Origin of the sequence: Cupriavidus sp. UGS-1 (assembly GCF_021213615.1) — a bacterium.
GTDB lineage: Bacteria > Pseudomonadota > Gammaproteobacteria > Burkholderiales > Burkholderiaceae > Cupriavidus.
Window position 1 is genome coordinate 246,196 of sequence record NZ_JAJQJF010000005.1, and the last position, 26,562, is coordinate 272,757.

15 protein-coding genes are annotated in these 26,562 nt (G+C 68.2%); 11 read left to right on the forward strand and 4 right to left on the reverse strand.

From position 1 onward, the window contains the following. Nucleotides 1-129: 129 nt before the first annotated feature. From LRR16_RS09585 to LRR16_RS09610, 6 genes are all read left to right on the forward strand, one after another. The gene (locus LRR16_RS09585; RefSeq protein WP_064573402.1) at nucleotides 130-975 is read left to right on the forward strand and encodes a M15 family metallopeptidase; all 846 of its coding nucleotides are present in this window, start codon (nucleotides 130-132) and stop codon (nucleotides 973-975) included. 104 nt (nucleotides 976-1,079) lie between these two features. After that, nucleotides 1,080-1,346 (forward strand): PAAR domain-containing protein, encoded by a 267-nt coding sequence (locus LRR16_RS09590; RefSeq protein WP_006575567.1) that lies wholly within the window; start codon nucleotides 1,080-1,082, stop codon nucleotides 1,344-1,346. 52 nt (nucleotides 1,347-1,398) lie between these two features. After that, nucleotides 1,399-2,892, forward strand: coding sequence for a hypothetical protein (locus LRR16_RS09595; RefSeq protein ID WP_232205713.1), 1,494 nt, complete (start codon nucleotides 1,399-1,401; stop codon nucleotides 2,890-2,892). A 96-nt stretch (nucleotides 2,893-2,988) separates the two neighbouring features. Then, nucleotides 2,989-6,954, forward strand: coding sequence for a type VI secretion system membrane subunit TssM (gene tssM, locus LRR16_RS09600; protein WP_232205714.1), 3,966 nt, complete (start codon nucleotides 2,989-2,991; stop codon nucleotides 6,952-6,954). Then, on the forward strand, nucleotides 6,951-7,964 hold the full coding sequence (gene tagF / locus LRR16_RS09605; RefSeq protein ID WP_232205715.1) for a type VI secretion system-associated protein TagF: 1,014 nt from the start codon (nucleotides 6,951-6,953) through the stop codon (nucleotides 7,962-7,964). The genes tssM and tagF overlap by 4 nt, the downstream gene beginning before the upstream one ends. Beyond that, complete coding sequence (locus LRR16_RS09610) at nucleotides 7,961-8,767, forward strand: OmpA family protein (RefSeq protein ID WP_023264548.1); 807 nt, start codon at nucleotides 7,961-7,963, stop codon at nucleotides 8,765-8,767. The genes tagF and LRR16_RS09610 overlap by 4 nt, the downstream gene beginning before the upstream one ends. Before the next feature lie 137 nt (nucleotides 8,768-8,904). Here LRR16_RS09610 and tssA read toward each other — a convergent pair whose 3' ends face one another. Together tssA and purL are read right to left on the reverse strand one after the other, a co-directional pair. Further along, a complete protein-coding gene (gene tssA / locus LRR16_RS09615) occupies nucleotides 8,905-10,002 on the reverse strand; it encodes a type VI secretion system protein TssA (protein ID WP_232205716.1) in 1,098 nt (365 codons plus the stop codon). A gap of 146 nt (nucleotides 10,003-10,148) precedes the next feature. After that, nucleotides 10,149-14,195, reverse strand: coding sequence for a phosphoribosylformylglycinamidine synthase (gene purL / locus LRR16_RS09620; protein ID WP_232205717.1), 4,047 nt, complete (start codon nucleotides 14,193-14,195; stop codon nucleotides 10,149-10,151). Nucleotides 14,196-14,536: 341 nt separating this feature from the next. On the opposite strand from purL, the gene LRR16_RS09625 reads away from it, so the two are divergent. Further along, entirely contained in the window at nucleotides 14,537-17,053 is a 2,517-nt protein-coding gene (locus tag LRR16_RS09625) for an alkaline phosphatase (RefSeq protein ID WP_232205718.1), read from the forward strand. A gap of 165 nt (nucleotides 17,054-17,218) precedes the next feature. Here LRR16_RS09625 and LRR16_RS09630 read toward each other — a convergent pair whose 3' ends face one another. Together LRR16_RS09630 and LRR16_RS09635 are read right to left on the reverse strand one after the other, a co-directional pair. Then, nucleotides 17,219-20,806, reverse strand: coding sequence for a hydantoinase B/oxoprolinase family protein (locus LRR16_RS09630; protein ID WP_232205772.1), 3,588 nt, complete (start codon nucleotides 20,804-20,806; stop codon nucleotides 17,219-17,221). Nucleotides 20,807-21,021: 215 nt separating this feature from the next. Then, complete coding sequence (locus tag LRR16_RS09635; protein WP_232205719.1) at nucleotides 21,022-21,645, reverse strand: winged helix DNA-binding protein; 624 nt, start codon at nucleotides 21,643-21,645, stop codon at nucleotides 21,022-21,024. 326 nt (nucleotides 21,646-21,971) lie between these two features. Between LRR16_RS09635 and LRR16_RS09640 the strand changes: the two genes are divergently transcribed. The 4 genes from LRR16_RS09640 (at nucleotide 21,972) to LRR16_RS09655 (ending at nucleotide 26,557) form a co-directional block, all read left to right on the forward strand. Next, nucleotides 21,972-23,342: an amidase gene (locus LRR16_RS09640; RefSeq protein ID WP_370646778.1), complete on the forward strand. Its 1,371-nt coding sequence runs from the start codon at nucleotides 21,972-21,974 to the stop codon at nucleotides 23,340-23,342. A gap of 155 nt (nucleotides 23,343-23,497) precedes the next feature. Beyond that, nucleotides 23,498-24,487, forward strand: coding sequence for a TRAP transporter substrate-binding protein (locus LRR16_RS09645; protein WP_043437308.1), 990 nt, complete (start codon nucleotides 23,498-23,500; stop codon nucleotides 24,485-24,487). 181 nt (nucleotides 24,488-24,668) lie between these two features. After that, nucleotides 24,669-25,181, forward strand: coding sequence for a TRAP transporter small permease (locus LRR16_RS09650; protein ID WP_232205720.1), 513 nt, complete (start codon nucleotides 24,669-24,671; stop codon nucleotides 25,179-25,181). 77 nt (nucleotides 25,182-25,258) lie between these two features. Further along, nucleotides 25,259-26,557, forward strand: a complete 1,299-nt coding sequence (locus LRR16_RS09655) for a TRAP transporter large permease (protein WP_232205721.1) — start codon at nucleotides 25,259-25,261, stop codon at nucleotides 26,555-26,557. The last annotated feature ends 5 nt before the right edge of the window (nucleotides 26,558-26,562 follow it).

Genomic DNA, 26,562 nt, shown 5'->3' on the forward strand with positions numbered 1-26,562 from the left:
TCGCAGACGGCGATTTTTTTGCAGCCGAATGTCAGCCTGGAATCGAGCCAAATAAAATGTCACAAAATGTAACTATTGAAGCCGTTGTCAAGGACGGTTTGGACGGCGCGCGGCACGCGCACTGAGCGGATGATCTTTATTACGCTGTTCCTGTATTTCGCGCTGATGGTCGCGATCGCGGCCATTCTGCTGCTGCCGGACGTGCGCGAGCGCGTGCTGCTGGCCGCGCGCACGCAATGGCAGCGGCTCAGTATCCATGCCAGCGCGGCAAGCCAGCGCTCGGCCGGAACCCTACGAACGTCGGCTTCCCAGGCGGCCGATTCGATGGAAGCATTGCGCGCCTTCGTTGCGCGCCGAAAGGTCTTTCTGCTGTGCGCGGCGGGCGTCGTCGCGACCCCGCCGATCGTTGCCCTCGCCTTGCGACCGAAACTGCTGTTCGAGTACGATGACGCGCTGCGCGAGCCGGACCAGAAGATTTCCGCTTTATTGAATGGCGAACGCCTGGTTCCGCCGGCGCCATTGCCGCCGGAAGTATTCACCACGCAGGAAGTCGAACGGATTCGCCCGACCATTCGCGAAGCCAGCCGCAATTGGGATCTGCTCGACGCCGATTTTCGTCAGCGCCTGCTGCTGGTCTACAAGATCATGCGCGACGAGCATGGCTATGAAATGGCGCTGCTGGAGGGCTATCGCAGTCCGGAGCGCCAGGCCAGGCTGGCCGCGATGGGCACGCATGTCACAAAGGCGGGCGCCTATCACAGTTACCATCAGTTCGGCCTGGCCGCGGACAGCGCCTTCTATCGCGACGGCAAGCTGGTGATCAGCGAAAAGGATCCGTGGGCAATGCGCGGATACGAGTTGTATGGGCAAATCGCCGAGTCCGCGGGGCTGACCTGGGGCGGGCGCTGGAAGATGATGGATCTTGGGCACGTCGAGTTGCGCCGGCCCGGCGTGCTCGGCAAGAAGCCCGGCTAGCGTGCGATGTGCGGGGGCATGGCGCACGCAACGGCGGCCGGCGAAAGCAGGCTGCGAATCGATAGCTGGTGGCGGGATCGCCCTTCTCAGTCGAGAGAACAACAATGACACGGCCATTTATCGTATTGGGTGACAAGACCGACCACGGCGGCGTCGTGATCAGCGCGTCGGGCACCACGTCGACCAACGGCAAGGGCATCGCCTGCGTCGGCGATCGCGTGACCTGTCCGAAGTCGGGTCATGGCGAAACCACCATCGTCACCGGCGATTCGACCGTGATCATCGATGGCCGCGCCGCGGCCCGCCACGGCGACAAGACGGCATGCGGCGCGACGCTGCTGTCCAGCCAGGGAGTCACCGGCAGCGCGTAAGCCGGCGCGCCCTTCCGCTGCTGCGCTTCCTGTGCCGACCCTCCCCGACACCATGCTCGCACGCCTGTTCCGTTCCGGCCTGATCCTGTTCGCCGTCTTCGCGCTGGTCTGGACCGCGACGATCCTGTGGTGGCAATCGATCCATCGGATGCCGACCACGACCGATATCGTCACGCATCTGTTCCTGCTGCCGGCCGGCATGATTGCCGGCTATCTGGTCATCCGCCGCGCGCTGGACGGCATTCGCCGCAATGTCGCGGCCGCGGTCAGCCCGCCGGCGGCCGCCGCGCAAGACGGCGGGGACTCGGCCGACGGCGCCGTGCCCGACAACGATCCCACCCGCCGTTGGCGCGCGCTGGTGTTGGGCGCTGCCCTACATACCGCCAAGGGCGGCGACACGGCCGCCACCGCCGCGGCCACCGCCGGGCAGCAGCGGCCGGACGTTGTCGACGTGCTGGGCGATGGCGTGCCGATCTTCGCCGCGCCTGCCGAGGACATCGATGTCGATGGCACGCGCGAGGTGCTGGAGCAGGCCTTTGCCGAGCTGCCGTGGAATGACGAGGCCGTGCGCACCGTCGCGCTGGCCAGCGATGTGGCCGAGCGGCTGGTGGCGCAGGTGCTGGAGCAATATCCCGGCCTGTATTTCGCCGCCGCCGATGAGACAACCACGGCGCCGCAGGCCGAAGAGCCCCCGCGGCTGGTGCTGACGCTGCTGCTGCCGGAGCGCTGGCAGGCGCCGATGGCGGCGGCCGCCGGCCAATATGTGCGCGGCCGCCTGACCGGGCTGTGGCCGGTCGAACGGATCTCGATGGAGACGTTGACCGCCAAGGGCGACGGCGATGCGATGGTCCAGGTCGATCGCGCAATCCTTGCGCTGCATCGCGAACCGACGCACGAACTGCGCGGCGTGATCGCGGCGGATTCGCATATCGGTGCCGAAGCGATCGACCGGCTGCGCGCAACCAACCGGCTGTTCAGCGCCCAATGCGAGCACGGCGTCGCGCCCTCCGAGGCGGCGGCGGGCATCCTGCTGTATCCGCCGCAGGGACCGCTGGCCGCGATGCTCGCGCAGGACGCGCCGCCGGCGTCGATCGGTCGCGCCACGCTGACGCGGCTCGATGCGCCGACGCCCGACAAGGGCCAGCCGCGCACCGCGGCGCTCGATCAGGCCATTGCGCAGACCGTGGCGCTGCTGGCCGAACCGGCTGACGACGCGAAGACGAAAGACGACGACCAGGCAGAACCGGCCGCCGAACCAGCGCCGGCGCCCCAACCGGTCGTGGTCACCGCAGACATCAGCCCGCATCCGGTCCGCACCGTCGAACTGGCGCGGGTGTTCTCCGAACGCTTTGGCGAACTCGACGTCAGCGCGGACCTGCTGGCGGTCGGCACCGCCTGTGGATACACCGGCAATGCCGGCGCGCTGCTGGCGATCGTGCTCGCGCATCAGCAGTGCACCGAGCGCGGTGGCCCGGCACTCGCACTGACCGCGGCCGATCCGCAGCAGCGCGGCGCGATCGCGGTATTGCCGCCGGCCACCACCTAGCGGCCATCCGCCCCAAGCCAGAACACGCACGAACTCGCACCAAGCCCAAGCACAAGCACAAGAACCAGCACACGCATTCGCAAACCGCAGGCCACCATGCATCGATTCCTCAGTTTCCTGACCAACACGCGCACGCTGTCCGTGATAGGCGTCGTCGCGCTGACGCTCTTCCTGCTGCTGGCGGCCGATACCTTCGAGGTGGGGCTCACCTGGGTCGGCATCGTGCTCGGCCTGCTGGTGGTGGCATGGCTGATCGCCTTCGCATGGCGTCACTATCGCGCACGGCAAGCCAGCGGCAAGCTCGGCGCACTGCTGGAACAGCAGGCCAATGCGGCGGCCCAGGAAGCGCCGCAGGAAAAGCGCGGCGAGGTCGAGGCGCTGCGCACGCGGCTGGTCGATGCGGTCAAGACGATCAAGACGTCCAAGCTCGGCCAGCTGTCGGGCAACGAGGCACTGTACGAACTGCCGTGGTACATCGTGATCGGCAACCCCGCCGCGGGCAAGAGCACCGCGGTGCTGAACTCGGGCCTGCAGTTCCCGTTCGCCGACAAGAACAACGCGATCATCCACGGCATCGGCGGCACGCGTAATTGCGACTGGTTCTTCACCACCGAGGGCATCCTGCTCGATACCGCGGGCCGCTATTCGGTGCACGAGGAAGACCGCAAGGAATGGCTGGGCTTCCTGGACCTGCTCAAGCGTTACCGCCCGCGCGCGCCAATCAACGGCATCGTGGTCACCGTCAGCATTCCGGAGCTGACGCAGAACCGTCCCGAGTTTGCGATCCAGCTGGCCAAGAACCTGCGCCAGCGCGTGCAGGAACTGACCGAGCGCCTTGAAGTCTTCGCGCCGGTCTACGTGATGTTCACCAAGGCGGACCTGATCACCGGCTTCACCGAATTCTTCGGCGACAGCGACAAGCACGAGCGCGACCGCGTCTGGGGCGCTACCCTGCCCTTCGAGCCGGGCGAAAAGCGCGATGCCGCCGCGATGTTCGACGAGCGCTTCGACGAGCTGTACGACGGCCTGAAGGAAATCAGCGTGGCGCAGATCGCGCAGCACCGCAACGGCAAGCTGTCGCCGGGGCTGCTGAGCTTCCCGCTCGAGTTCGCGTCGATCAAGCCGGCGCTGCGCGCCTTCCTGGTGACGCTGTTCGACGAGAACCCGTTCCAGTACAAGCCGGTGTTCCGCGGCTTCTATTTCACCAGCGCGGTGCAGGAGGCCAGCACCACCAGCGCCTCGGCCGAACGGATTGCCCGCCGCTTCGGCCTGAAGCTGGACAGTGCCGCCCATAGCCGCGAGGTGTTCTCGAAGAACGGCTTCTTCCTGCGCGACCTGTTCTCCAAGGTGGTGTTCGCCGACCGCAAGACGGTCCGCCAGTTCTCCAGCCCGGCCAAGACGCGGATGCGCTTCGTCACGTTCTTCGGGCTGGTGCTGGCGCTTGGCCTGCTGCTGGGCGGCTGGACCTGGTCGTTTATCAGCAACCGCCAGCTGACCGCCAATGTGCAGGCCGACCTCGACAAGATCGTCAAGCTGCAGCAGAACCGCATCGACCTGCAATCGCGGCTGGAGGCGCTGGATATCCTGCAGGACCGCATCGAGCAGCTGGAGCGCTTCCGCGCCGATCATCCGATCGCGCTGTCGCTGGGCCTCTATCAGGGCGATACGCTGCAGCACAAGCTGCTCGACGAGTATTACAACGGCCTGCGCCAGGTCATGCTGAAGCCGGTCGGCACGTCGATCGAACGCTTCCTCGCCGAAGTCAACGCGCATCCGGACCAGCTCGCACAGAACGTGCGGGCGCCGGCCGCCAATGGCGCCGTGGTGCCGGCCTCGGCGCAAGCCGGTGCGAGCGCGGCGGCCGCCGCCCCGGCCACGGCAGCCACTACGGCGGCTGCCGCCACGCCTTCCGCGGCCGACATGACGGCCGCGCTCAATACCGAATCGCCGAACGCGAAGCGCTATGCCGACGCCTCGCCGACCAATGTCGAGGACGCCTACAACGCGCTGAAGACGTATCTGATGCTGGCGGACAAGCGCCATGTCGAGGTCGCGCATCTGACCGACCAGGTCACGCGCTTCTGGCGCGGCTGGCTCGAGGAGAACCGCGGCAACATGCCGCGCGAGCAGCTGATCCGCGCGGCCGAGCGCAACATCTCGTTCTACCTGGCCCGCGTCAACGACGACAACTGGCCGCTGCTCGAAAGCAATCTGTCGTTGATCGACCAGACCCGCGAGAACCTGCGCCGCGTGGTGCGCGGCATGCCGGCGCGCGAGCGCGCCTACGCCGAGATCAAGGCGCGCGCGGCAACGCGCTTCGCGCCGATGACCGTGGCCCGCATCGTCGGCGACGCCGGCGCCACCGTAGTCACCGGCAGCTACGCGGTGCCCGGCACCTTCACGCGGGAGGCCTGGCTGCAATACGTGCAGCCGGCCATCCGCGAGGCGGCCAGCAAGGAGCTGCAAAGCAAGGACTGGGTGCTGAACGTCGCCGCCCGCGACGACCTGACGCTCGAGGGCAGCCCCGAGCAGATCCAGAAGACGCTGGTGTCGATGTACAAGAACGAATACGCGAAGGAGTGGCAACGCTTCATGCAGGGCGTCGCGGTACAGGAATTCAAGAGCTTCGATCAGGCCGTCACCGCGATGAACCTGCTCGGCGATCCGGTCAATTCGCCGATTCGCAAGCTGTTCGACGCGGCCTACGAGCAGACCTCGTGGGACAACCCGTCGATCGTCAACGCGGGCCTGAAGCAGGCCAAGACCGGCGTGATCGAATGGTTCAAGCGCTGGGTCTCGCGCGGCACGCCATCCGGTGTCAGCGTCAATGTCGACAGCGCGAGCCTCGCCTCCTCGTCCGAAGCCGGCAACATCCCGATGGGGCCGGTCGGCAAGGAGTTTTCGGGCTTGGCCAAGATCGCCGTGATGCGCGACAACAATTCGCTGCTGCGCGGCTATATGGAGACGCTGTCGAAGGTCCGCACGCGCTTCAACACCATCAAGAACCAGGGCGATCCCGGCCCCGGCGCACGCCAGCTGATGCAGCAGACGCTGGACGGCAACGGCTCCGAGCTGGCCGATGCGCTGAAGTACGTCGACGAGCAGATGCTGACCGGCATGACCGACAGCCAGCGCCAGACGCTGCGTCCGCTGCTGGTGCGGCCGCTGCTGCAGTCGTATGCGGTGACGATCCGCCCTGCCAGCGTGGAAATCAACAAGGTGTGGAACGCGCAGGTCTACCAGCCGTTCATGCAGACGCTGGCGACCAAGTACCCGTTCGCGTCGGACGCCAAGATCGAGGCCAGCGCGGCCGAGATCGGCCAGGTGTTCGGTCCGGACGGCGCCATCGCCAAGTTCGCCGGCACCACCATCGGCCCGCTGTCGGTGCGCCGAGGCGACATGATCGCCGCGCGGACCTGGGGCGACCTTGGCGTGACCTTCGCGCCGGAGTTCACCACCAACTTCACCCGTTGGATCGCGCCGCTGACCGGCGGCGCGGCGGCGGGCGCCGGCGGTGCCGCCGCTGCGGCCCCGCAGACCGTGTTCCAGATCCTGCCCTCGCCGGCGGCCGGCACTACCGAGTACACGATCGAGATCGATGGACAACAGCTGCGCTATCGCAATACGCCGCCGCAGTGGACCAACTTCGTCTGGCCCAATCCGCAGGGCACGCCGGGCGCGCGCATCACCGCGACGACCTTCGATGGCCGCACCGTCGAGGTGCTCAGCGAACCGGGCCGCTTCGGCCTGGAGCGCTTGATCGCCACGGCCTCGCGCAAGCGTCGTCCGGATGGCGCCTTCGAACTGTCGTGGACGCAGGGCGGCACCACGGTCGCGGTGGCGCTGCGCATCGTCAGCAGCCCGCAGACCACCACGGCGGCCGCGGACTCGCCGCAGGGACAAGGCCTGCGCGGCCTCAAGCTGCCGCCGGCGATTGCCGACGCCTCGGCGCCTGTCAGCACGACCGAGGCGGCACAGCCCGCCGCATCGGCACCGGTTGCGCAATCCGGCGCGCCCGTCGCGCAATCCGGCGCCACCGTGCGTGCAGGAGGTGCGCAATGAGCCAGGCAGCGCAATTGCAGCTCGCGTACTTCGGCAAGCTTCCGTCGCGCGGGGATTTCGTCAAGAGCCCGAACCAGACCCAGCTGCTCGATACGCTGGACCGCTGGCTGTCGCAGGCGATGGAAATGCTGGCCGAGGATCCGGGCTGGAAGACCGTCTATGACGCGTGGCAGCCGGTCCAGTTCGCCTTCCTCGGCTCGCAGAGCCGGCTGGCGATCGCCGGCACGGTGATGGCCAGCAACGACCAGTCGTCGCGCCGCTTCCCCTTCCTCGCCGCCGCCGCATTGGAGATCGATCAGCCTCTGCCGTTCATCGCGCGCAGCCCGCTGGCGCTGACCCGGCTGTGGACACGCGCCAGCCATCAGATGCAGGAACTGGTTTCCGCCGCCGATCCGGCCGAAGGGCTGCGCAATCTGGCGCAGACCCAATTCGCGGTCGAGATCGGCGCGGGCGCGCAGGCCTACGACGCCAGCTTCAAGGACTTCATCGAGTTCCAGACGGTGGCCGGCCTGGAGCAGATGCTGCGCGCCGACGGGCAGACGCTGCGCCTGCGCCGCACGCTGGTCGCGCTCGGCATCCTGCTCGAACCGGTGATGAGCGCCGGCACCTCGCGGCTGGACAAAGGCTTGACGTTGCCGTTGCCGTCCGATCCGGTCTATCGCAGCCTGGTGGCCAGTTTCTGGCTCGATCTGGTGTCGGGCTTCCTGAAGCGCGGGGACTTCGAGCTGTCGCTGTTCCTGGGCCGCGTCGGCAATCCCGGCGCCGGACAAGCCGGCCGCAGCGAACGCCTGGTGATCGGCTTCAACGGCGCCTCGTCGCGCACGCTGCACGGCATCATGTCGCCGCTGGCGTACGGCGAAGTCAATATCGACATCGACGACCCGCAGTGGGTGGACCAGCATGCCGGCTCGCGCTATGGCGTGGCCAAGCTGGCCAGCTATCTCGAGCAGCCGCAGCTGTCGCTGCGCGCGGCGCTCGACACCTTCCGCGAAGTCTTCATCGGAGAATGATCATGCGTTCGGTTTTCCCGGCCTGCCGCGCTGTTGCGCTGGCGACGGCCCTGACCTGGCTGCTGGCGGCGCCCGCCTCCGCCCAGACGCCTGCCGGCGCGGAGGCGGCGGCGGGCCGCGTGGTAGCCGGCGGCGCGGTGCCGGACGAGGCCACCAAGGCCGAGGTGCTCGCACGGCTGCGCGAGCTGTATGGCGCGGCCAATGTGGTCGACCAGATCGAGGTGGGCGGCGTAGTGTCGCCGCCGAACTGGACCGCCAATGTACAGAAGGTGCTGTCGCCGCAGATCAAGCAGGTCAAGCGGGGCCAGTTGAGCATCGACGGCACGCAGATCGCGCTGTATGGCGACGTCGCCGACGAGGGGCAACGCCAACAGCTTGCCACGATGATGTCCAGCGGACTGGGGCAGAACTACACGATCAAGAACGGTCTGCGCGTGCCGGCCTCGGGCCAGGACCTGCTGGACCGTACGCTGGCGAACCGGATCATCGAATTCGAGACCGGCAGCGCCACGCTGACGCCGAAGGGCCGCGTGATTCTCGACGAGATGGCGGCGGTGCTGCCAAAGCTGTCGGGACGCAAGATCGAGATCGTCGGCCACACCGACAATTCGGGCAGCCGCGCGCTCAATCTGGCGCTGTCGCAATCGCGCGCGGAGACGGTCAAGAGCTATCTGGCCGGCAAGGGCATCGAGCCGTCGGTGCTGTCGGCGGTCGGCGTAGGACCCGATCAGCCGATCGCGCCGAACGACAAGGAAGAGAACCGGGCGCGCAATCGACGCATCGAGTTCAGGGCGAGTCAGTAAAAAACCGAACGTCCGGCCGCCGTCGTCCCCGCGCACGCGGGGACCCAGTGGCTTTGATCCATTGCTGGCAGCCGTGCAGGTCGCTGGGTCCCCGCCTGCGCGGGGACGACAGGTTGTTGGCTGCGCGGCGGGCTGACTCAGCTGCCCGAATCGCTCTCCGCGTCCGGCATCACGCCCAGCAACTCCTCGATCTGCGACAACGTCGCATCGTCCTTCACGACGGTGCGCAGCCACGCGTGCAGCGGCATCTCGCCCCACTTGGCGGCGCGCGCGGCGAGATAGGCGACCGGGCTGTGCGGCTCGGTACGGCGGAAGAAATCGGCGACTTCGCGCAGTTGCGCCAGGGCCTGCTGACGCGTGCGGATCGGGCCGCCGGCCGCGGCGGCGCCCTGCCCGCCCACTGCCGGCGCTTCGACACGGCCGACGGCCGTCGGCGCAGCTGCCTGCTGCGCGTCGCCGGCGGCAGTGGCGGGTGCGGCGGGCTTGCCGACAAAGCGCTCGACCAGCGCCCGCACCGCTTCCAGCGCCTCGCGCGCCTGCCGGAAGCTCGGCGCATGCTCGCCGGCCTTGGCGTCCAGCACATCGCTGAGCCTTGCCAGCGCCTGCTGGCACGACACGACGTCCTGCAGCAGCGCGACATGGAATTCGGCCGGCGTCGCCTTGCGCGCGGCCTCGAACGCTTCCTGCGTGACCTTGCCCTCGGACAGTTCGTCGGCGTGGTCCGGATCGCGGCGGATCGCCTCGGTCAGCGCGGTCGCGACCTCCCAATCGACATAGCCATAGCCGCCGGCGGCCTCTTCGACCAGCGCAATCTCGCGGATCAGCTGGCGCGAGCGCGTCGCCAGCCAGGCCACGCTGCCGGTGCGGTACTCAAGGTCTTCCTCGTCGGCACGCGGATGCAGCCCGGTCCAGAACGACTCGCACAGCTGCGCGGTCACCGTATAGCCATCGCGCAAACCCGCAAACCCTCTGGTCTTGGCCAACGCCTCGGTCAGCCACACCGCCAGCCGCAGATCCTTGGTCCGCTCGGACAGCAGCCGCGTCGACAGGTCGACCACCTGGCGCCAGTCCGCCTCCTTCAACTCGGTCACCCACTCGCCTTGATCCAGCGAAGGATCGTCGAAACGGCGCGCCTCCTGAATGCGGTCGAATTCGGCCGAGAACAACAGATCCTCGCCGCAAGGGTCGTCGCCCGAAACAGGTTGCAGCAAACGGTCGAAGGAGAGAGTCGCCATGTCAGCCCGCAGGAAATGGAATGGCGGGTAGTTTAGCGCCTGCCGCTTCGCCGGCCAAACATGGGGCCAGACAAAGCAAAAAGGCCCGCATCGTGCGGGCCTTTTTGCTTCAAACCAACCTCAACCGAGATCGGTGCCGGAACGCCTTACCCCACCCACTTGCGCGCATTGCGGAACATGCGCATCCACGGGCTGGCGCCGTCGGGGATCTGCTTCCAGGCGTCCGGGGCCCAGCTCATCGTGGCGGCGCGGAACACGCGCTCCGGATGGGGCATCAGCACGGTGAAGCGGCCGTCGACCGTGGTCACCGAGGTGATGCCGTCCGGCGAGCCGTTCGGGTTCAGCGGATAGGCCTGCGTCACCGCGCCGCGGTTGTCGACGAAGCGCAGCGATACGTCGACCTTGCTCTTGTCGCCCTGCTGCGAGAAGTCAGCATAGCCCTCGCCGTGCGCGACGACGATCGGGATGCGGCTGCCTTCCATGCCGGCGAAGAAGATCGACGGCGACTGCTGGACCTCGACCGTGACGAAGCGGGCTTCGTACTGCTCGCTCTGGTTGCGGGTGAACTTCGGCCACGCGCCGGCGCCGGGGATGATCGGCGCCAGATTGCTCATCATCTGGCAGCCGTTGCAGACGCCCAGCGCGAAGGTGTCGGCGCGGTTGAAGAAGGCCGCGAACTGCTCGGCCATCGCGCCGTTGAACAGGATGGTCTTGGCCCAGCCTTCGCCGGCGCCCAGCACGTCGCCGTAGCTGAAGCCGCCGCAGGCGACGAAGCCGACGAAGTCGTCCAGCTTCGCGCGGCCCGCGATCAGGTCGCTCATATGGACGTCGTAGGTGTCGAAGCCTGCGCGGTCCATGCTGTAGGCCATCTCGATCTGCGAGTTGACGCCCTGCTCGCGCAGGATCGCCACGCGCGGCCGGGCGCCGCTGGCGATGAACGGCGCGGCGATGTCTTCGGCCGGATCGAAGGTCAGGCTCGGCGTGATGCCGGGGTCCGCGGCGTCGAGCAGCAGTTCATATTCGCTGTCGGCGCAGGCCGGGTTGTCGCGCAGCCGGGCGATGCGCCAGCTGACCTCGCTCCAGACACGTTGCAGCTCGGCGCGCGGCGCGCCGAACACCTTCTTCGCGTCCCGGTAGATCTCGATCTGGTCGCTGCCATTGGGCTTGCCGACCACATGGCTGCAGGCGGACAGGCCGGCCTCGCGCAGCGCGGCGAACACGGCGTCGCGGTCTTCCAGCTTGACCTGGATCACCGCGCCCAGCTCCTCGGAGAACAGCGCGCGCAGCGTCTGGTCGTTGCGGCGCTCGGCGATCTGCTGGGCCCAGTTCTTGGCGTCGCCGTAGTCCTGTTCCTGCGTCGGATCGAGCGTCAGCATGTCGACGTTCAGCGACAGGCCGCAATGGCCGGCAAACGCCATCTCGGCCAGCGTCGCCATCAGGCCGCCGTCCGAACGGTCGTGGTACGCCAGCAGCTTGCCCTCGCGGTTCAGGCGCTGGATCGCATTGAAGAAGTTGCGCAGATCGGCCGGGTCATCGACATCGGGAACGCTGTCGCCGACCTGCTGCGTGACCTGCGCCAGGATGCTGCCGCCGAGGCGGTTCTTGCCGCGGCCCAGGTCGATCGCGATCAGCACGGAATCGCCCAGATCGGTGCGCAGCTGCGGCGTCAACGTGCGGTCGACGTCGTCGACGGCCGCAAACGCCGAGATGATCAGCGACACCGGTGCGACCACTTCCTTGGCCACGCCCGCATCGTCCCACTTGGTGCGCATCGACAGCGAATCCTTGCCGACCGGAATGCTGATGCCCAGCGCCGGGCACAGCTCCATGCCGACCGCACGCACCGTGTCATACAGCTTCGCATCCTCGCCCTCGACGCCGCAGGCTGCCATCCAGTTGGCCGACAGCTTGACCTTGCCGAGGTCCTTGATCGGGGCGGCGGCCAGATTGGTCAGCGCCTCGCCGATCGCCATGCGGCCCGATGCGGGCGCGTCGATCACGGCCAGCGGCGTGCGCTCGCCCATCGTCATCGCCTCGCCGGCCTTGCCCTGATAGTCAAGCGTGGTGACCGCGACATCGGCCACCGGCACCTGCCACGGGCCGACCATCTGGTCGCGTGCGTTCATGCCGCCGACGCTGCGGTCGCCGATCGTGATCAGGAAGGACTTGCTGGCGACGGTCGGATGGCGCAGCACGTCGCGCACCGCCTGATCCAGCGCGATGCCGGTGACATCCACCGCCGGCAGCGATTGTTCGACCCGCTTGACGTCGCGATGCATGCGCGGCGGCTTGCCGAGCAGCACGTCCATCGGCATGTCGACGGCGTAGTGTTCCTTCAGCGCCTGGTCGACGCTGGCATCGACCAGCTGCAGCTGCTTTTCCTCGGTCGCCACGCCGACCACCGCGAACGGCGAGCGCTCGCGCTCGCACATCGCGGCAAAGCGCGGGAAGCTGTCCGGCGCGATCGCCAGCACATAGCGCTCCTGCGATTCGTTGCACCAGATCTCGGCCGGCGACAGGCCCGACTCTTCCAGATGGATCTGGCGCAGCTCGAAGCGCGCGCCGCGGCCGGCGCCATCGACCACTTCGGGGAAGGCATTGGACAGGCCGCCCGCACCGACGTCGTGAATCGACAGGATCGGGTTCTCGTCGCCAAGCTGCCAGCAGGCGTTGATCACTTCCTGCGCGCGCCGCTCCATTTCCGGATTGCCGCGCTGCACCGAATCGAAATCGAGGTCGGCCGTATTGGCGCCGGTCGCCATCGAGCTGGCCGCGCCGCCGCCCATGCCGATGCGCATGCCCGGGCCGCCCAGCTGGATCAGCAGCGAACCGGCCGGCAGCGGCTCCTTGTGGGTGTGCGAGGCGTCGATATTACCGATGCCGCCGGCGATCATGATCGGCTTGTGATAGCCGCGCACGGTGCCGCCGACGTTCTGCTCGTAGACACGGAAATAGCCGCCCAGGTTGGCGCGGCCGAACTCGTTGTTGAAAGCAGCGCCGCCGAGCGGGCCTTCGATCATGATCTGCAGCGGCGAGGCGATGCGCTCCGGCTTGCCGGTCACCGCAGGACGCTCGTCGGGATTGCGGAAGGCGAGCGGCTGGGCGGCGTCGCGCGCGTTCTCCCACGGCTCGACCGCGTCGGGCAGCATCAGGTTGGACACCGTGAAGCCGGTCAGGCCGGCCTTGGGCTTGGCGCCGCGGCCGGTCGCGCCCTCGTCGCGGATTTCGCCGCCGGCGCCGGTCGATGCCCCGGGGAACGGCGAGATCGCGGTCGGGTGGTTATGCGTCTCGACCTTCATCAGCGTATGGGTCAGCGCCTGATGGCGGCCATACTGGTGGGCGTCGCCGCGCGGGAACCAGCGTTCGGCGACATCGCCTTCCATCACCGCCGAGTTGTCCGAATACGCGACGATCGAACCCTGCGGGTTCAGCTGGTGCGTGTTGCGGATCATCGCGAACAGCGACTTGTCCTGTTCCTCGCCGTCGATGGTCCACGTGGCGTTGAAGATCTTGTGGCGGCAGTGCTCGCTGTTGGCCTGCGCGAACATCATCAGCTCGACGTCGGTCGGGTTGCGGCCCAGCTTCGCGTAGGCATCGACCAGATAGTCGATCTCGTCGTCGGACAGCGCCAGCCCCATCGCGACGTTGGCCTCGGCCAGCGCGGCGCGGCCGCCCGCCAGGTCGATGAAGCGCAGCGGCTTGGCCGGCAGTTCCTCGAACAGCCCGGCCGCGGCGTCCCGCGTGGCGACCACGGTCTCGGTCATCCGGTCGAACAGCAGCGCGGCGACGGCATCGCGCGTCAGCGGATCCAGCGTCTTGCGCCCGCGCAACAGGCCCTTCTTGCAGATCACCGTGAATTCGATGCCGCGCTCGATCCGGTGCACGTGCGACAGGCCGCAGTTGTGCGCGATATCGGTGGCCTTGCTGGCCCACGGCGAAATCGTGCCAAAACGCGGGATCACGACGAAGCGGTCACCCTCGGCCTGCTCGGCGAACGGCGCGCCATAGGTCAGCAGCGCGCGGATACGGTCGGTATCGCCCTTGTCCAGCGGCTGGTCGGTGTCGACGAAGTGCAGGAACTGGCCGTGCACCGACTCGATGTCGGCGTCGATCTGTTGCAGGGCGGTGAGCAGGCGTTGCTGGCGGAAGGCCGACAGGGCCAATGCGCCGGGGAAGCACGAGAAATGCGCCATGATCTGAGCGGTCGGAGGGCGATGGAGGGTAAGACGGCGGCCGGGCCGCTGGCGCGGGGGTGGCGCCAGCCGGGGCAGTCCGGCGAAAACCGCTATTGTACCTTGCCGGGCGGTAATCCTTGCGGCGCAGCATCCGCCCGATTTCGGCCCCCGGCGGCCGCCGATCCAGCACCGACCAGCCACCGGGCCGCCCCCCGGGGTGCGCCCTGCGCATCACGCCGCTGTCACAACGCCCTGCTCCAATCCCCTTTTGACGGCCGCTGCGGCTCGTCCACGGCCGTTCACGGCTTTTTTCCCTTCGGGACGCGCTCCCGAGCCACTCCCAACGAGAACGACAAGACATGGACAGAAGGCGATTTCTGAAGCTGGGCGGCTTCATCACGGTGTCGGTGGCCACGGCGGGTGGGCTGGCGGCATGCGGGGGCGACGACCACGCCGACGGCCACCCGGATGGCGGGACGCCGGCCGCGCCACCGGCCACCGGCACGAACTGGAAATTCCCGCAGAGCGTGGCGTCGGGCGATCCGAGGCCGGACGGCATCCTGCTGTGGACCCGCGTCGTGCCGGCGAACGTCGACGATGCCGCGGCGGCCAGCCTCGACGCCAGCTTTGCGATCCGGCTGCGCGTGACGGCCGCCGACAATGCCGGCGCGCTCGGCACTACCACGGCGCTGGCCGGCGCCGCGGTAGTCGATGCCGCGATCCCGGTGTCCGGCGCCTACGACTGCACGGTGCGCCACAAGATCACCGGCCTGGATGCCGGACGCACCTACTACTACCAGTTCACTGCCGGCGAGGTCCGCTCGCGCGTCGGACGGTTCCGCACCGCCCCTGCCGCGGATGCCGACGTGTCGCAGCTGCGCCTCGGTTTCCTCAGCTGCCAGGACTGGAGCATCAACCACTGGGGCACGTTCGAAGCGCTGGCGGCCGAGGACCTGGATTTCGTCGTCCATCTGGGCGACTACATCTACGAGACCGTCGGCGAGGACTTCCAGACCGGCGCGGTCGAAAGCCTGCACACCGCCCTCGTGCTGCCGGACGGCACCTTCAAGAACGGCAGCAGCGGCGCCAGGTACGCGACCACGCTGAACGACTACCGCTACCTGTACAAGCGCTACCGCAGCGACCCGCGCCTGCAGGCGGTGCACGAGCGCTTCGCCATGGTCGCCACCTGGGACGACCACGAGTTCAGCGACGACTGCTGGGGCGACGCCGAGACCTACAACGCGGCGGGCAGCGGCGTCGAGCAGCACCAGCCCGCCCGCCGGCGCGCCGCGAGCCGCGCCTGGTTCGAATTCATGCCGGCCGACATCGTGTTCGACGAGAAGCAGGACGGCATCCATGCGATCCGCATCTACCGCGAGTTGCGCTTCGGCAAGCTGGCCCATCTGGTGATGACGGACGAGCGGCTGTACCGCACCGACCACGTGCTGCCCGAGTCGGCGATCAACCCCGCCACCGGCGCGCCGCTGGGCAGCATCGGCGCCCGCTACATGGTGCCGGCGGCGGCGCTGGCCGCCGCCGAGGCGGCCAAGATGGCCGCCGCTGGATCCGCCGACACGCTGGCGCTGACGTCGATCCTCGGCAATGAACAGCGCAACTGGTGGCGCGACACGATGGCACGCTCGCCGGCAATCTGGAAGCTGTGGGGCAACGAGGTCTCGCTGCTGCGCATGGGCATCGATGGCAGCAACGCCATTGCGACGCTGGTCGCGCTGCAGGCCGTCGGCACGCTGTCGGCCAGCATCCAGGGCGCGCTGGCCTCGACCGGCGGCAATGCGCCGGTCGCCGCGGCGGTGGTCGCCGCCGTCACGGCCGGCGCCTCTCAGGCCAGCGCAGCGACAGCAGCGCAGGCAATTGCGATGGCCGACGCCACCGCAGGCGACAAGACCGCGGCCGCCATCGGCGCCGGACTGACCGCAGCGCAGGCCGGCATCGCAGTGCTGGCCTTCGAGCAGGCCAAGGCCGCTGCCGCCGGCGGCGTGGCGGCGCAGATCGGCGCGGCCTCACAGGCGATCGCGTTCGGCTACGTGAAGCCGGACGTGCTGGCCAATCGCGAAAAGTCGGCTTTTATCCCAGCGGCGCAGAAGACGGCGCTGGCGGCCTTCTTCCAGCGCTTCCTGCTGAACGCCGACCAGTGGGACGGCTTCAACGCCGAGCGCAAGGCCCTGATGCGGCATCTGGCGGACAACGGCATCCGCAATGTGGTGGCGCTGACCGGCGACATTCATGCGTTCTACGCCGGCACCGTGCACGACGATTACGACGCCGAGGGCGGCGGCACGCCGGTGATGGTCGACCTGGTCACGGCCGGCATCAGCTCGGACTCGTTCTTCTCGTATCTGAAGTCGGCGGTCGGCGCGCTGTCGGAGAGCCTGTCGACGCTGGTCTACCGCACGCTGTCGCTGCCCGTTCCCGCGCTGGGCAGCGAGCCGGTGTCGGTCGACGTCAACCTGCTGGACCATACGCTGGCGCCGTCGACGGTCACCGCCGCCACCGTTGCCGAATCGCTGCGGATCTCACTGCGCGGCGCGCTGGCGGCACGGGGCGTGGCCGAGGGACAGCTCGATGCGACCACCGATGCGGTGCTGGCCGCGCTGCAGGCCGATGCGGGCTTCGTGCAGCAGGTCGTGCCGCTTTGCCAGCAGCTGGCGGCACTGCGCAGCAATCCGTGGCTGCAGTACGCCAATACCGACGCGCAGGGCTATGCGGTGGTGACCGTCACGCCGGCCGCGCTGACCTGCGAGTTCAGGCACGTCAACCGGCTGGTCGGCGGCAGGGCGCCGGCCGCGGTGGTGGCGCGGACGGTGAAGGCGACGGTGCCGCGGGATACGGCGGCGGTATCGATCGAGCGGTAGCGATACGCTGGCCGCTCTTGCCCTCTCCCCCGGCCCCTCTCCCGCTCGCGGGAGAGGGGAGAAGACCGGCGGACCGATAGACCTACGTCACAACGCACACGACGCTCCCCTCTCCCGCTTGCGGGAGAGGGGCTGGGGGAGAGGGCAACCGCCGGCCCTCCCCGCCTACACCGCCCCAAATCCCCCACCCCCGGGCGTCTCGATCACGAACACATCCCCGGCGCCCATCTCGGTCCGCGCCACATGCGGCAGCGTCTCCTCGCTGCCGTCGGCGCGGATCACGCGGTTGCGGCCCGTCGCGCCCGGCTCGCCGCCCGCCATGCCGAACGGCGCATGGACACGGTTGTTCGACAGGATCGACGCCGTCATCGGCTCGAGGAAACGTACCTTGCGCACGCCGCCATTACCGCCGTGCCAGCGCCCCGACCCGCCCGATCCATGCCGGATCTCGTAGCTGTCCAGCCGTACCGGAAAGCGCCATTCCAGCACCTCGGGATCGGTCAGGCGCGAGTTGGTCATATGCGTCTGCACCACGTCGCAGCCGTCGAAGCCGTTGCCGGCGCCGCTGCCGCCCGAGATCGTCTCGTAATACTGGTAGCGCGCGTTGCCGAAGGTGAAATTGTTCATCGTGCCCTGGCTGGCCGCGACCACGCCCAGCGCGCCATACAGCGCGTTGGTGATGCACGACGACGTCTCGACATTGCCCGACACCACCGAGGCCGGATAGCGTGGATTGAGCATCGAGCCCTCGGGGATCACCACATGCAGCGGCTTCAGGCAACCGGCGTTCAGCGGGATGTCCTGGTCGACCAGCGTGCGGAACACGTACAGCACCGCGGCCATGCAGACGGCGCGGGGCGCGTTGAAGTTGTTCGGCAGCTGGTCCGAGGTACCGGTGAAATCGACGGTCGCTTCCCTGCGCTGCCGATCGACGGTCACGCGCACGCGGATCTGCGCGCCATTGTCGAGCGGATAGGTATAGCTGCCGTCCTTCAGCGCCGTGATCACGCGCCGCACCGCTTCCTCGGCGTTGTCCTGCACATGGCCCATATAGGCGCGCACCACCGGCAGGCCGAAGTGCGCGACCATCTTGCGCAGCTCCTCGACGCCCTTCGCGTTGGCCGCGACCTGCGCGCGCAGATCGGCCATGTTCTGGTCGACATTGCGGGCCGGATAGCGCGCGCCGGCCAGCAGCGCCCGCATGCCGGCGTCGTCAAGCACGCCGCCATCGACCAGCAGGAAGTTGTCGATCAGCACGCCCTCCTCCTCGACCACCGTCGAGTCCGGCGGCATCGAGCCCGGCGTGATGCCGCCGATATCGGCGTGGTGGCCGCGCGAGCCGACGTAGAACAGCACCTCGCGGCCGTCGGCATCGAACACCGGCGTGATCACCGTCACGTCCGGCAGGTGCGTGCCGCCGTTGTACGGGTCGTTCAGCACGTAGACATCGCCGTCCTTCATCCGCCCGGCATTGCGCGCGATCACGGTCTTGATGCTTTCGCCCATCGAACCCAGATGCACCGGCATATGCGGCGCGTTGGCGATCAGGTTGCCCTCGGCGTCGAAGATCGCGCAGGAGAAGTCCAGCCGTTCCTTGATGTTGACCGAGTAGGCGGTGTTCTGCAGCCGCAGTCCCATCTGCTCGGCGATCGACATGAACAGGTTGTTGAAGACCTCGAGCATCACCGGATCGGCCTCGGTGCCGATGGCGCGGCGCTGGGGCCGCGGCACCGCGCGCGTCAGCACCAGATGGTCCTGCTCCGTCAACAGCGCCTGCCAACCGGGTTCGACCACGGTGGTGGCGTTCTGCTCGGCAATGATGGCCGGACCGGCGAGCCGGTCGCCGGGACGCAGCGTATCGCGCCGGTACAGGCCCGTGTCGTGCCAGGCGCCGCCGCTGAACATCCGTACCGTCTCCACCGGCCGCGGCGGGCCTTCGCGCGGCGCCAGTTCGGGCGGCCGCTCCTGCGGCGCCTGCGCGACGCCGACCGCCTCGACCGAGACCGCCTCGACGATCAGCCCCTTGTCCGGCATCAGGAAGGCATAGCGCTGCCGGTAGGCGGCCTCGAAGCCCGCCCGCATCGCGCCGGCGTCGCCGAACGGCACCACCAGCGCAGCATCGGTGCCCTCGTAGCGCAGATGGACGCGCCGCAGCACCTCGATGCGGCCGGCGTCCTCGCCCTGCTCCAGCAGCTCGTCGCGCGCCTGCTGCGCGAGCGCGTCGAGCCGCTGCGCCAGCATCGGCACCGCGGCCTCGTCCAGCTTCGCTTCGATCGACAGCTCGCGCATCGCCGTGCGGTCGGCCAGGCCCATGCCGTAGGCCGACAGCACGCCGGCCAGCGGATGGACGAACACGGTCTGCATGCCGAGCGCATCGGCCACCAGGCAGGCATGCTGGCCGCCGGCACCGCCGAAGGTCGTCAGCGTGTAGCCGGTCACGTCGTGGCCGCGCTGCACCGAGATCTGCTTGATCGCGTTGGCCATGTTGCCGACCGCGATCTCGATGAAGCCCTCGGCGACCTGCTCGGGCGTGCGCCGGTCGCCGGTATGCTCGGCGATCTGCGCCGCCAGGTCCTCGAAGCGCGCGACCACGGCATCGCGATCGAGCGGCGCGTCGGCGCGGGGGCCGAACACCGCCGGGAAATGCGCCGGCTGGATCTTGCCGAGCATCACGTTGCAGTCGGTCACCGCCAGCGGGCCGCCGCGCCGATAGCTGGCCGGCCCTGGATTCGCGCCCGCCGAATCGGGGCCGACCCGATAGCGGCTGCCGTCGAAATGCAGCACCGAACCGCCGCCCGCCGCCACCGTATGGATGCTCATCATCGGCGCGCGCATGCGCACCCCGGCCACGCTCGTCTCGAACACGCGCTCGAAGTCATTCGGGTGCTTGCCGCTGAAGTGCGACACGTCCGTGGAAGTGCCGCCCATGTCGAAGCCGATGATGCGACCGAAGCCGGCGCGCTGCGACGCGCGCACCATGCCGACGATGCCGCCAGCCGGTCCCGACAGGATCGCGTCCTTGCCCTGGAAGCGATGCGCGTCGGTCAGCCCCCCGCTGCTTTGCATGAACTGCAGGTTCACGCCGGGCATCTCGCGCTCGATCTGCTCGACATAGCGGCGCAGGATCGGCGACAGATAGGCATCGACCACCGTGGTGTCGCCGCGTGGCACCAGCTTCATCAGCGGCGATACCTCGTGCGACACCGATACCTGCGCGAAGCCCAGTTCGCGCGCGATCCGCGCCGCGCGCGCCTCGTGATCCGAATGGCGATAGCCGTGCATCAGCACGATCGCCACGGCGCGAATGCCGTCGGCCAGCACGCGGGTCATCTGTTCGCGCAGCGCGGTCTCGTCCAGCGGCAGCACCACGTCGCCATGCGCGCCGATCCGCTCGTCGACCTCCACCACCTCGCGGTACAGCAGCTCGGGCAACACGATATTCAGGTCGAACAGCCGCGGCCGGTTCTGGTAGGCGATCCGCAGCGCGTCGCGATAACCGCGCGTGATGAACAGCGCCGTCGGCTCGCCCTTGCGCTCGAGCAGCGCGTTGGTGGCCACCGTGGTGCCCATCTTCACCGCGGACACCAGGCGCGGCGTGATCGGCTCGCCGGCAGCCAGGCCAAGCAGATGGCGGATGCCGGCGACCGCCGCATCGGCGTATTGCTCGGGGTTCTCCGACAGCAGCTTGTGCGTGACCACGGTGCCGTCCGGACGCAGCCCGACGATATCGGTGAAGGTGCCGCCCCGATCGATCCAGAATTGCCAGCGCGGGCCGGTCGAAGGCGTTGGCGATGCGGCTTGCGATGCGGCTTGCGATGCGGCTTGCGATGCGAAAGAAGACACGCTGAACTACCTCGCGATAGGGATGGTTGTCTGTCGTCCCCCGCGCAGGAGGGGACCCAGTGGCTCGCGTGCTGCTGCAAGACGCTGGCCCCCCGCTTTCGCCGGGGCGACGTGATAGGAGCGCGCTACAGCGACGTCGCCGAGCGCGCCGCCTGCTCGTACAGTCCGGTCAGCACCCGCAGCAGCCGTGCCAGTTCGCCGATCTCGGCGTTCTCGGCGCTGCCCGGGGTCATATTGCTGGTCAGGCATTGCTCGCGGATTTCGCGATAGCGCGCGCACGCCTCGGTGCCTGCCGCGGTGGTGCTGTAGGTCGCCTCCTTGCCCACGCGCACGCCGGCGACCAGGCTCATGCCCTGCAGCTTCTTCAGCGAGTAGGTCACCAGATGGGTGTCCTCGACGTTCAGCACGAAGCAGATGTCGGCGAGCCGCTTGGCGCGCCCACGGTGGTTGACGTGATGGAGCACCAGCACGTCGAGGAAGGTCAGGTCGCGTACGCCGGCCGCGCCCATGCAGCGCACGACCCAGCGGCTATAGGCGTTGTAGGCGGTGTTCAGGCCGAACTCGAATTCCGACAGTTCGGGACTGCGCGAGGACACCAGATGGGCGGACGACACGATGCCGGCGCTGCTCGGACGAACAACCGCTTCGGCAGCCGCGGCATCGGCCGATGCGGTATCGGCGGAAACCAGGTCGGCAGCGGCAACATCGGGAGACGCAACCTCGTCGCGGCGGCTCGGCTTTCGGGCCATGGACGGCACTCCTGCAGAAGGACAGCGGAGAACGAACGATCAGGCACGCCGTGTAGGGATTTCCCGGGGGCCGCGGCAGTAATTTCAGCTTGACAGTTTATCGACAAATTATGAGCATGAGTACCCGGTAACGATGGGGATTGCGCGGCACTGAAACGACCGCCTCCGACTCGATTCGCGCACGAATTCTGGGCATCCGTGGGGCCGCGCACTGCTGCGGGGCAAGCGGCAACGAGTACGGCCCCATCCTCCGTTCCTGGCTTCCACCGACGCCCGAGCGCACTGCCCGGACACACCATCCGGACACACAACCCGAACTTGTACCGATGACGATGCCTGCCGCGCTGCTCCCCGATATCGACACGCTGAACCGCCTGGCCCGCGATGGCCGATTGTCGCGCGCGGCACTGTTGCAGCAGGCCGAGGCCCGGGCGAAGGAGCCGTCGGCGCACGCGGTATTCCTGCAGACCAGCTTCGATACCGCAGCCAGCGCGGCGCAGGCCGCCGATGCCGCGGCGCTGGCCGGCAAGCCGCTGCATCCGCTGGCGGGGCTGCCGGTATCGATCAAGGACCTGTTCGATATCGGCGGCGATGTCACGCGCGCCGCCTCGACGGTGCGCGCCGATGCCGCGCCGGCAACCGACGATGCGCCGGTCGTGGCGCGGCTGCGAGCGGTGGGCGCCGCGCTGGTCGGCCGCACCAATATGACCGAGTTCGCCTTCTCCGGCGTCGGCATCAACCCGCACTACGGCACGCCGGTCAATCCGCACGACAGCACGGTGGCGCGCATCTGCGGCGGCTCGTCGTCGGGCGCGGCGGCCTCGGTGGCGCTTGGCCTCGCGGTGGCGGCACTGGGCAGCGATACCGGCGGGTCGATCCGCATCCCGGCCGCGCTGTGCGGCTTGACGGGTTTCAAGCCGACCGCGCGGCGCGTGCCGCTGACGGGCGCGTTTCCGCTGTCGTTCTCGCTCGATACCGCCTGCGCGATGGCGCGCACCGTGGCCGATTGCGTGCTGGTCGACGGCGTGATCGCCGATCAGGCGCTGGTGCCCGTGCGCAAGGCCGCCAGCGCGCTGCGGGTGGCCGTGCCGCGCCAGCTGCTGCTCGACGATCTCGACGAGACCGTGTCGCGCGCCTTCGATCGCACGTTGGGACGGCTGTCCGCCGCCGGTGTGCAGATCGAACACGTTGACCTGCCCGAACTGCTGGAACTGTCGACGCTGAACGCGCAAGGCGGGCTGACCGCGGCCGAGGCCTATGCGATCCACCGCGGCACACTGTCGTCGCGGCGCGCGCTGTACGACCCGCGCGTGGCGGCGCGCATCGATCGCGGCGCCGCAATCGGCGCGGCCGACTATGTGGATCTGGTGCGCGCCCGCGCCGTCTGGAGCGAGCGCGTGATGGCGCGGCTCGACGGCTTCGATGCGCTGGCCTGCCCCACCGTGCCGGTGGTGGCGCCACCGATCGCTCCGCTGGTCGCCGACGATGCGCTGTTTACGCGCACCAATGCGCTGCTGCTGCGCAATCCCTCCACCATCAACTTCCTCGATGGCTGCGCGATCTCGCTGCCATGCCACCAGCCCGACGAACTGCCGGTCGGACTGATGCTCTCGCATGGCCCGATGCGCGACGCGCCGCTGCTGGGCACGGCGCTTGCATTGGAGGCCGTGCTCGCGCCGATGCCGCAGCAGGCCTGAGCCGGCGCGCGGGACGGGGCCAACGACGCGCGACAACCTAGTGGACGACCCAGTGGACGAGCCACCGCTGGCGGCGCAAGATCCACGGACGCGTGCGCACCAGGATGCGCCACCACGCGCAACGACGCGGTACTGACACAACCAGGAGAGAAATGATGCAGCGCAAGGGATTGCTCAAGTCGATGTCTGCGTGCGGGCTGCTCGCCTGCGCCTTCGCGATGGCGCCGCTGGCGCAGGCCCAGGTCAAATGGGATCTGCCGACCGGCTATCCGGCCAACAACCCGCATACGGTCAACCTGGACCAGTTCGCCAAGGAGGTCAGCGCGGCCACGCAGGGCAAGCTGGCCATCACGCTGCATCCGAACGGTTCGCTGTTCAAGGCCAACGAGATCAAGCGCGCGGTGCAGAGCAACCAGGCCCAGGCCGGCGAGGTACTGATGTCGCTGCTGGAGAACGAGAATGCGCTGTTCGGCGTCGACGCCGTGCCCTTCCTCGCCACCGGCTTCGATGCATCGTACAAGCTGTGGCAGGCGCAGCGGCCCGTGATCGACCGCCTGCTGGACCGCCAGGGCATCAAGCTGCTGTACGCGGTCGCCTGGCCGCCGCAGGGCATCTACGCGAAGAAGGAAATCCGCTCGGGCGCCGACATGAAGGGCCTGAAGTGGCGCGCCTACAATCCGGCCACCACGCGCATCGCACAGGCGGTGGGCGCGCAGCCGATGACGATCCAGGCCGCCGAGCTGTCGCAGGCGCTGGCCACCGGCGTGGTCGACAGCTTCATGTCGTCGGGCGCCACCGGCGTCGACAGCAAGGTCTGGGAAAGCCTGTCGCACTTCCACACGGTCGATGCCTGGCTGCCGAAGAACATGGTGATCGTCAACAAGCGCGAGTTCGACAAGCTCGACAAGCCGTCGCAGGAGGCGCTGATCAAGGCCGCGCAGGCCGCCGAGACGCGCGGCTGGCAGCGGATGCGCGAATACACGCAGCAATCGCTGGACACGCTGGCCAAGAACAAGATGACCATCGTCAAGCCCACGCCGCAACTGCAGGCCGACATGAAGAAGATCGGCGACGAACTGCTGGCCGAATGGGAAAAGAAGGCCGGGCCCGACGGCAAGGAGATCATCTCCGCGTATCGCAAGTAAGGCGATCGTTTCCGCGATGCCGGCCCCGGCTTGCTCCACCACTTCGTCGCCCCCGCGCAGGCGGGGGCCCAGTGTCTTGGTGCAAGCCGCTGGGTCCCCGCTTTCGCGGGGACGACGTGCTGCTGGAGTCCGACATCCGGCCGCGGCCTTCGCCTTCTCCTCCTAGCCTCCCGGACGCATCATGACTTCCCGCTTCCAGTGGTTCTACCAGGCGCTCGGCGCGCTGGCGGCCGTCTTCATCTGCCTGACGCTGCTGATCGAACTGGCCATCATTGTCGGGCGCTTCGCCCATTTCCAGATCGATGGCGGCGATGCCTACGCCGGCTATTTCATGGCGGCCGGGTCGTTCCTCGCGCTGGCCGCGACGCTGCGCCAGGGCGACCATATCCGCGTCACGCTGATCCTGCAGCGCCTGCACGGCAAGCCGCGCGTCTGGGTGGAGATCTTCTGCCTGGCGGTGGCCACGCTGCTGACCGCGTACTTCACCTACTACGCGGGCAAGCTCGCGTACGACTCGTACATCTATCACGACATCTCGCAGAACACCGACGCCACGCCGCTGTGGATTCCGCAGCTGTCGATGGCGGTGGGCCTGTTCGGACTGTTCGTCGCCTTCGCCGAGGAGTTCGTCTACGTGCTGCGCACGCGCCGTCTGCCGCGCGAGGAAGGCGGCGAGATGGCGCGCACCGAATGACGCCGCATACCGACACGTAGCCTCCGTATCGCACCAGCCGGCCCGACTGAACGGCATCCCCACAGGAACGCAACAACATGGATCTCTGGATCACCCTCTTCCTGATCGTCGCGATCTTCGCCGTGCTCGGCGCCGGCGTCTGGATCGGCATCGCGATTCTCGGCGTCGCGTGGATCGCGATGGAGCTGTTCACCAACAAGGTCGGCGGCGAATCGATGGCGCTGACGGTCTGGGGCTCGCTGTCGAGCTGGACGCTGACGGCGCTGCCGCTGTTCATCTGGATGGGCGAGATCCTGCTCAAGACCAAGCTGTCCGAAGGCATGTTCCGCGGGCTGGCACCCTGGCTGCAGCGCCTGCCGGGCCGGCTGCTGCATGTCAACGTGATCGGCTGCACGATCTTCGCCGCGGTGTCCGGCTCGAGCGCCGCCACCTGCGCGACCATCGGCAAGATTTCGCTGCCGGAACTGGCCAAGCGCGGCTATCCCGATTCGATGGCGATCGGCTCGCTGGCCGGCGCCGGCACGCTCGGGCTGCTGATTCCGCCGTCGATCATCATGATCGTCTATGGCGTCACCGCGGACGTGTCGATCGGCAAGCTGTTCATCGGCGGCGTGTTGCCGGGCCTGCTGCTGGCGCTGCTGTTCATGGGCTATGTCGCGGTCTGGGGCTGGCGCCATCGCGACGCAATTCCGGTGCCCGAGCATCGGCTGGACCTGCACGCCAAGCTGGCCGAATCGCGCCACCTGATTCCGGTGGTGCTGCTGATCGGCGCGGTGCTGGGCTCGATCTATGCCGGCGTCGCTACCGCGACCGAAGCGGCGGCGCTGGGCGTGGTCGGTGCGCTGGTACTCGCGCTGGCGCAGCGCACGCTGACCTGGCAGACCTTCCGCGATTCGCTGATGTCGGCCACGCGGCTGTACTGCATGATCGCGCTGATCCTGGCGGGCTCGTCGTTCCTGACGCTGGCGATGGGATTCATCGGCCTGCCGCGCCATCTTGCCGAATGGATCGTCGGCCTGAACCTGACGCCGTTCCTGCTGATCGTCGCGCTGATGGTGTTCTTCATCATCCTCGGCTGTTTCCTCGACGGCATCTCGATGGTGGTGCTGACGATGTCGGTGCTGCTGCCGACGATCCAGGCGGTCGGCATCGACCTGCTGTGGTTCGGCATCTTCGTCGTGCTGGTGGTCGAGATGGCGCAGATCACGCCGCCGGTCGGCTTCAACCTGTTCGTGCTGCAGGGGATGACCCGGCGCAATATCAGTTATATCGCCTGGGCCGCCTTCCCCTTCTTCGTGCTGATGGTGGTGGCGGTGCTGCTGATCTGGGCCTTCCCCGGCCTGGTGACCTATCTGCCCGCGCAGATGAAGATGTAGATCCC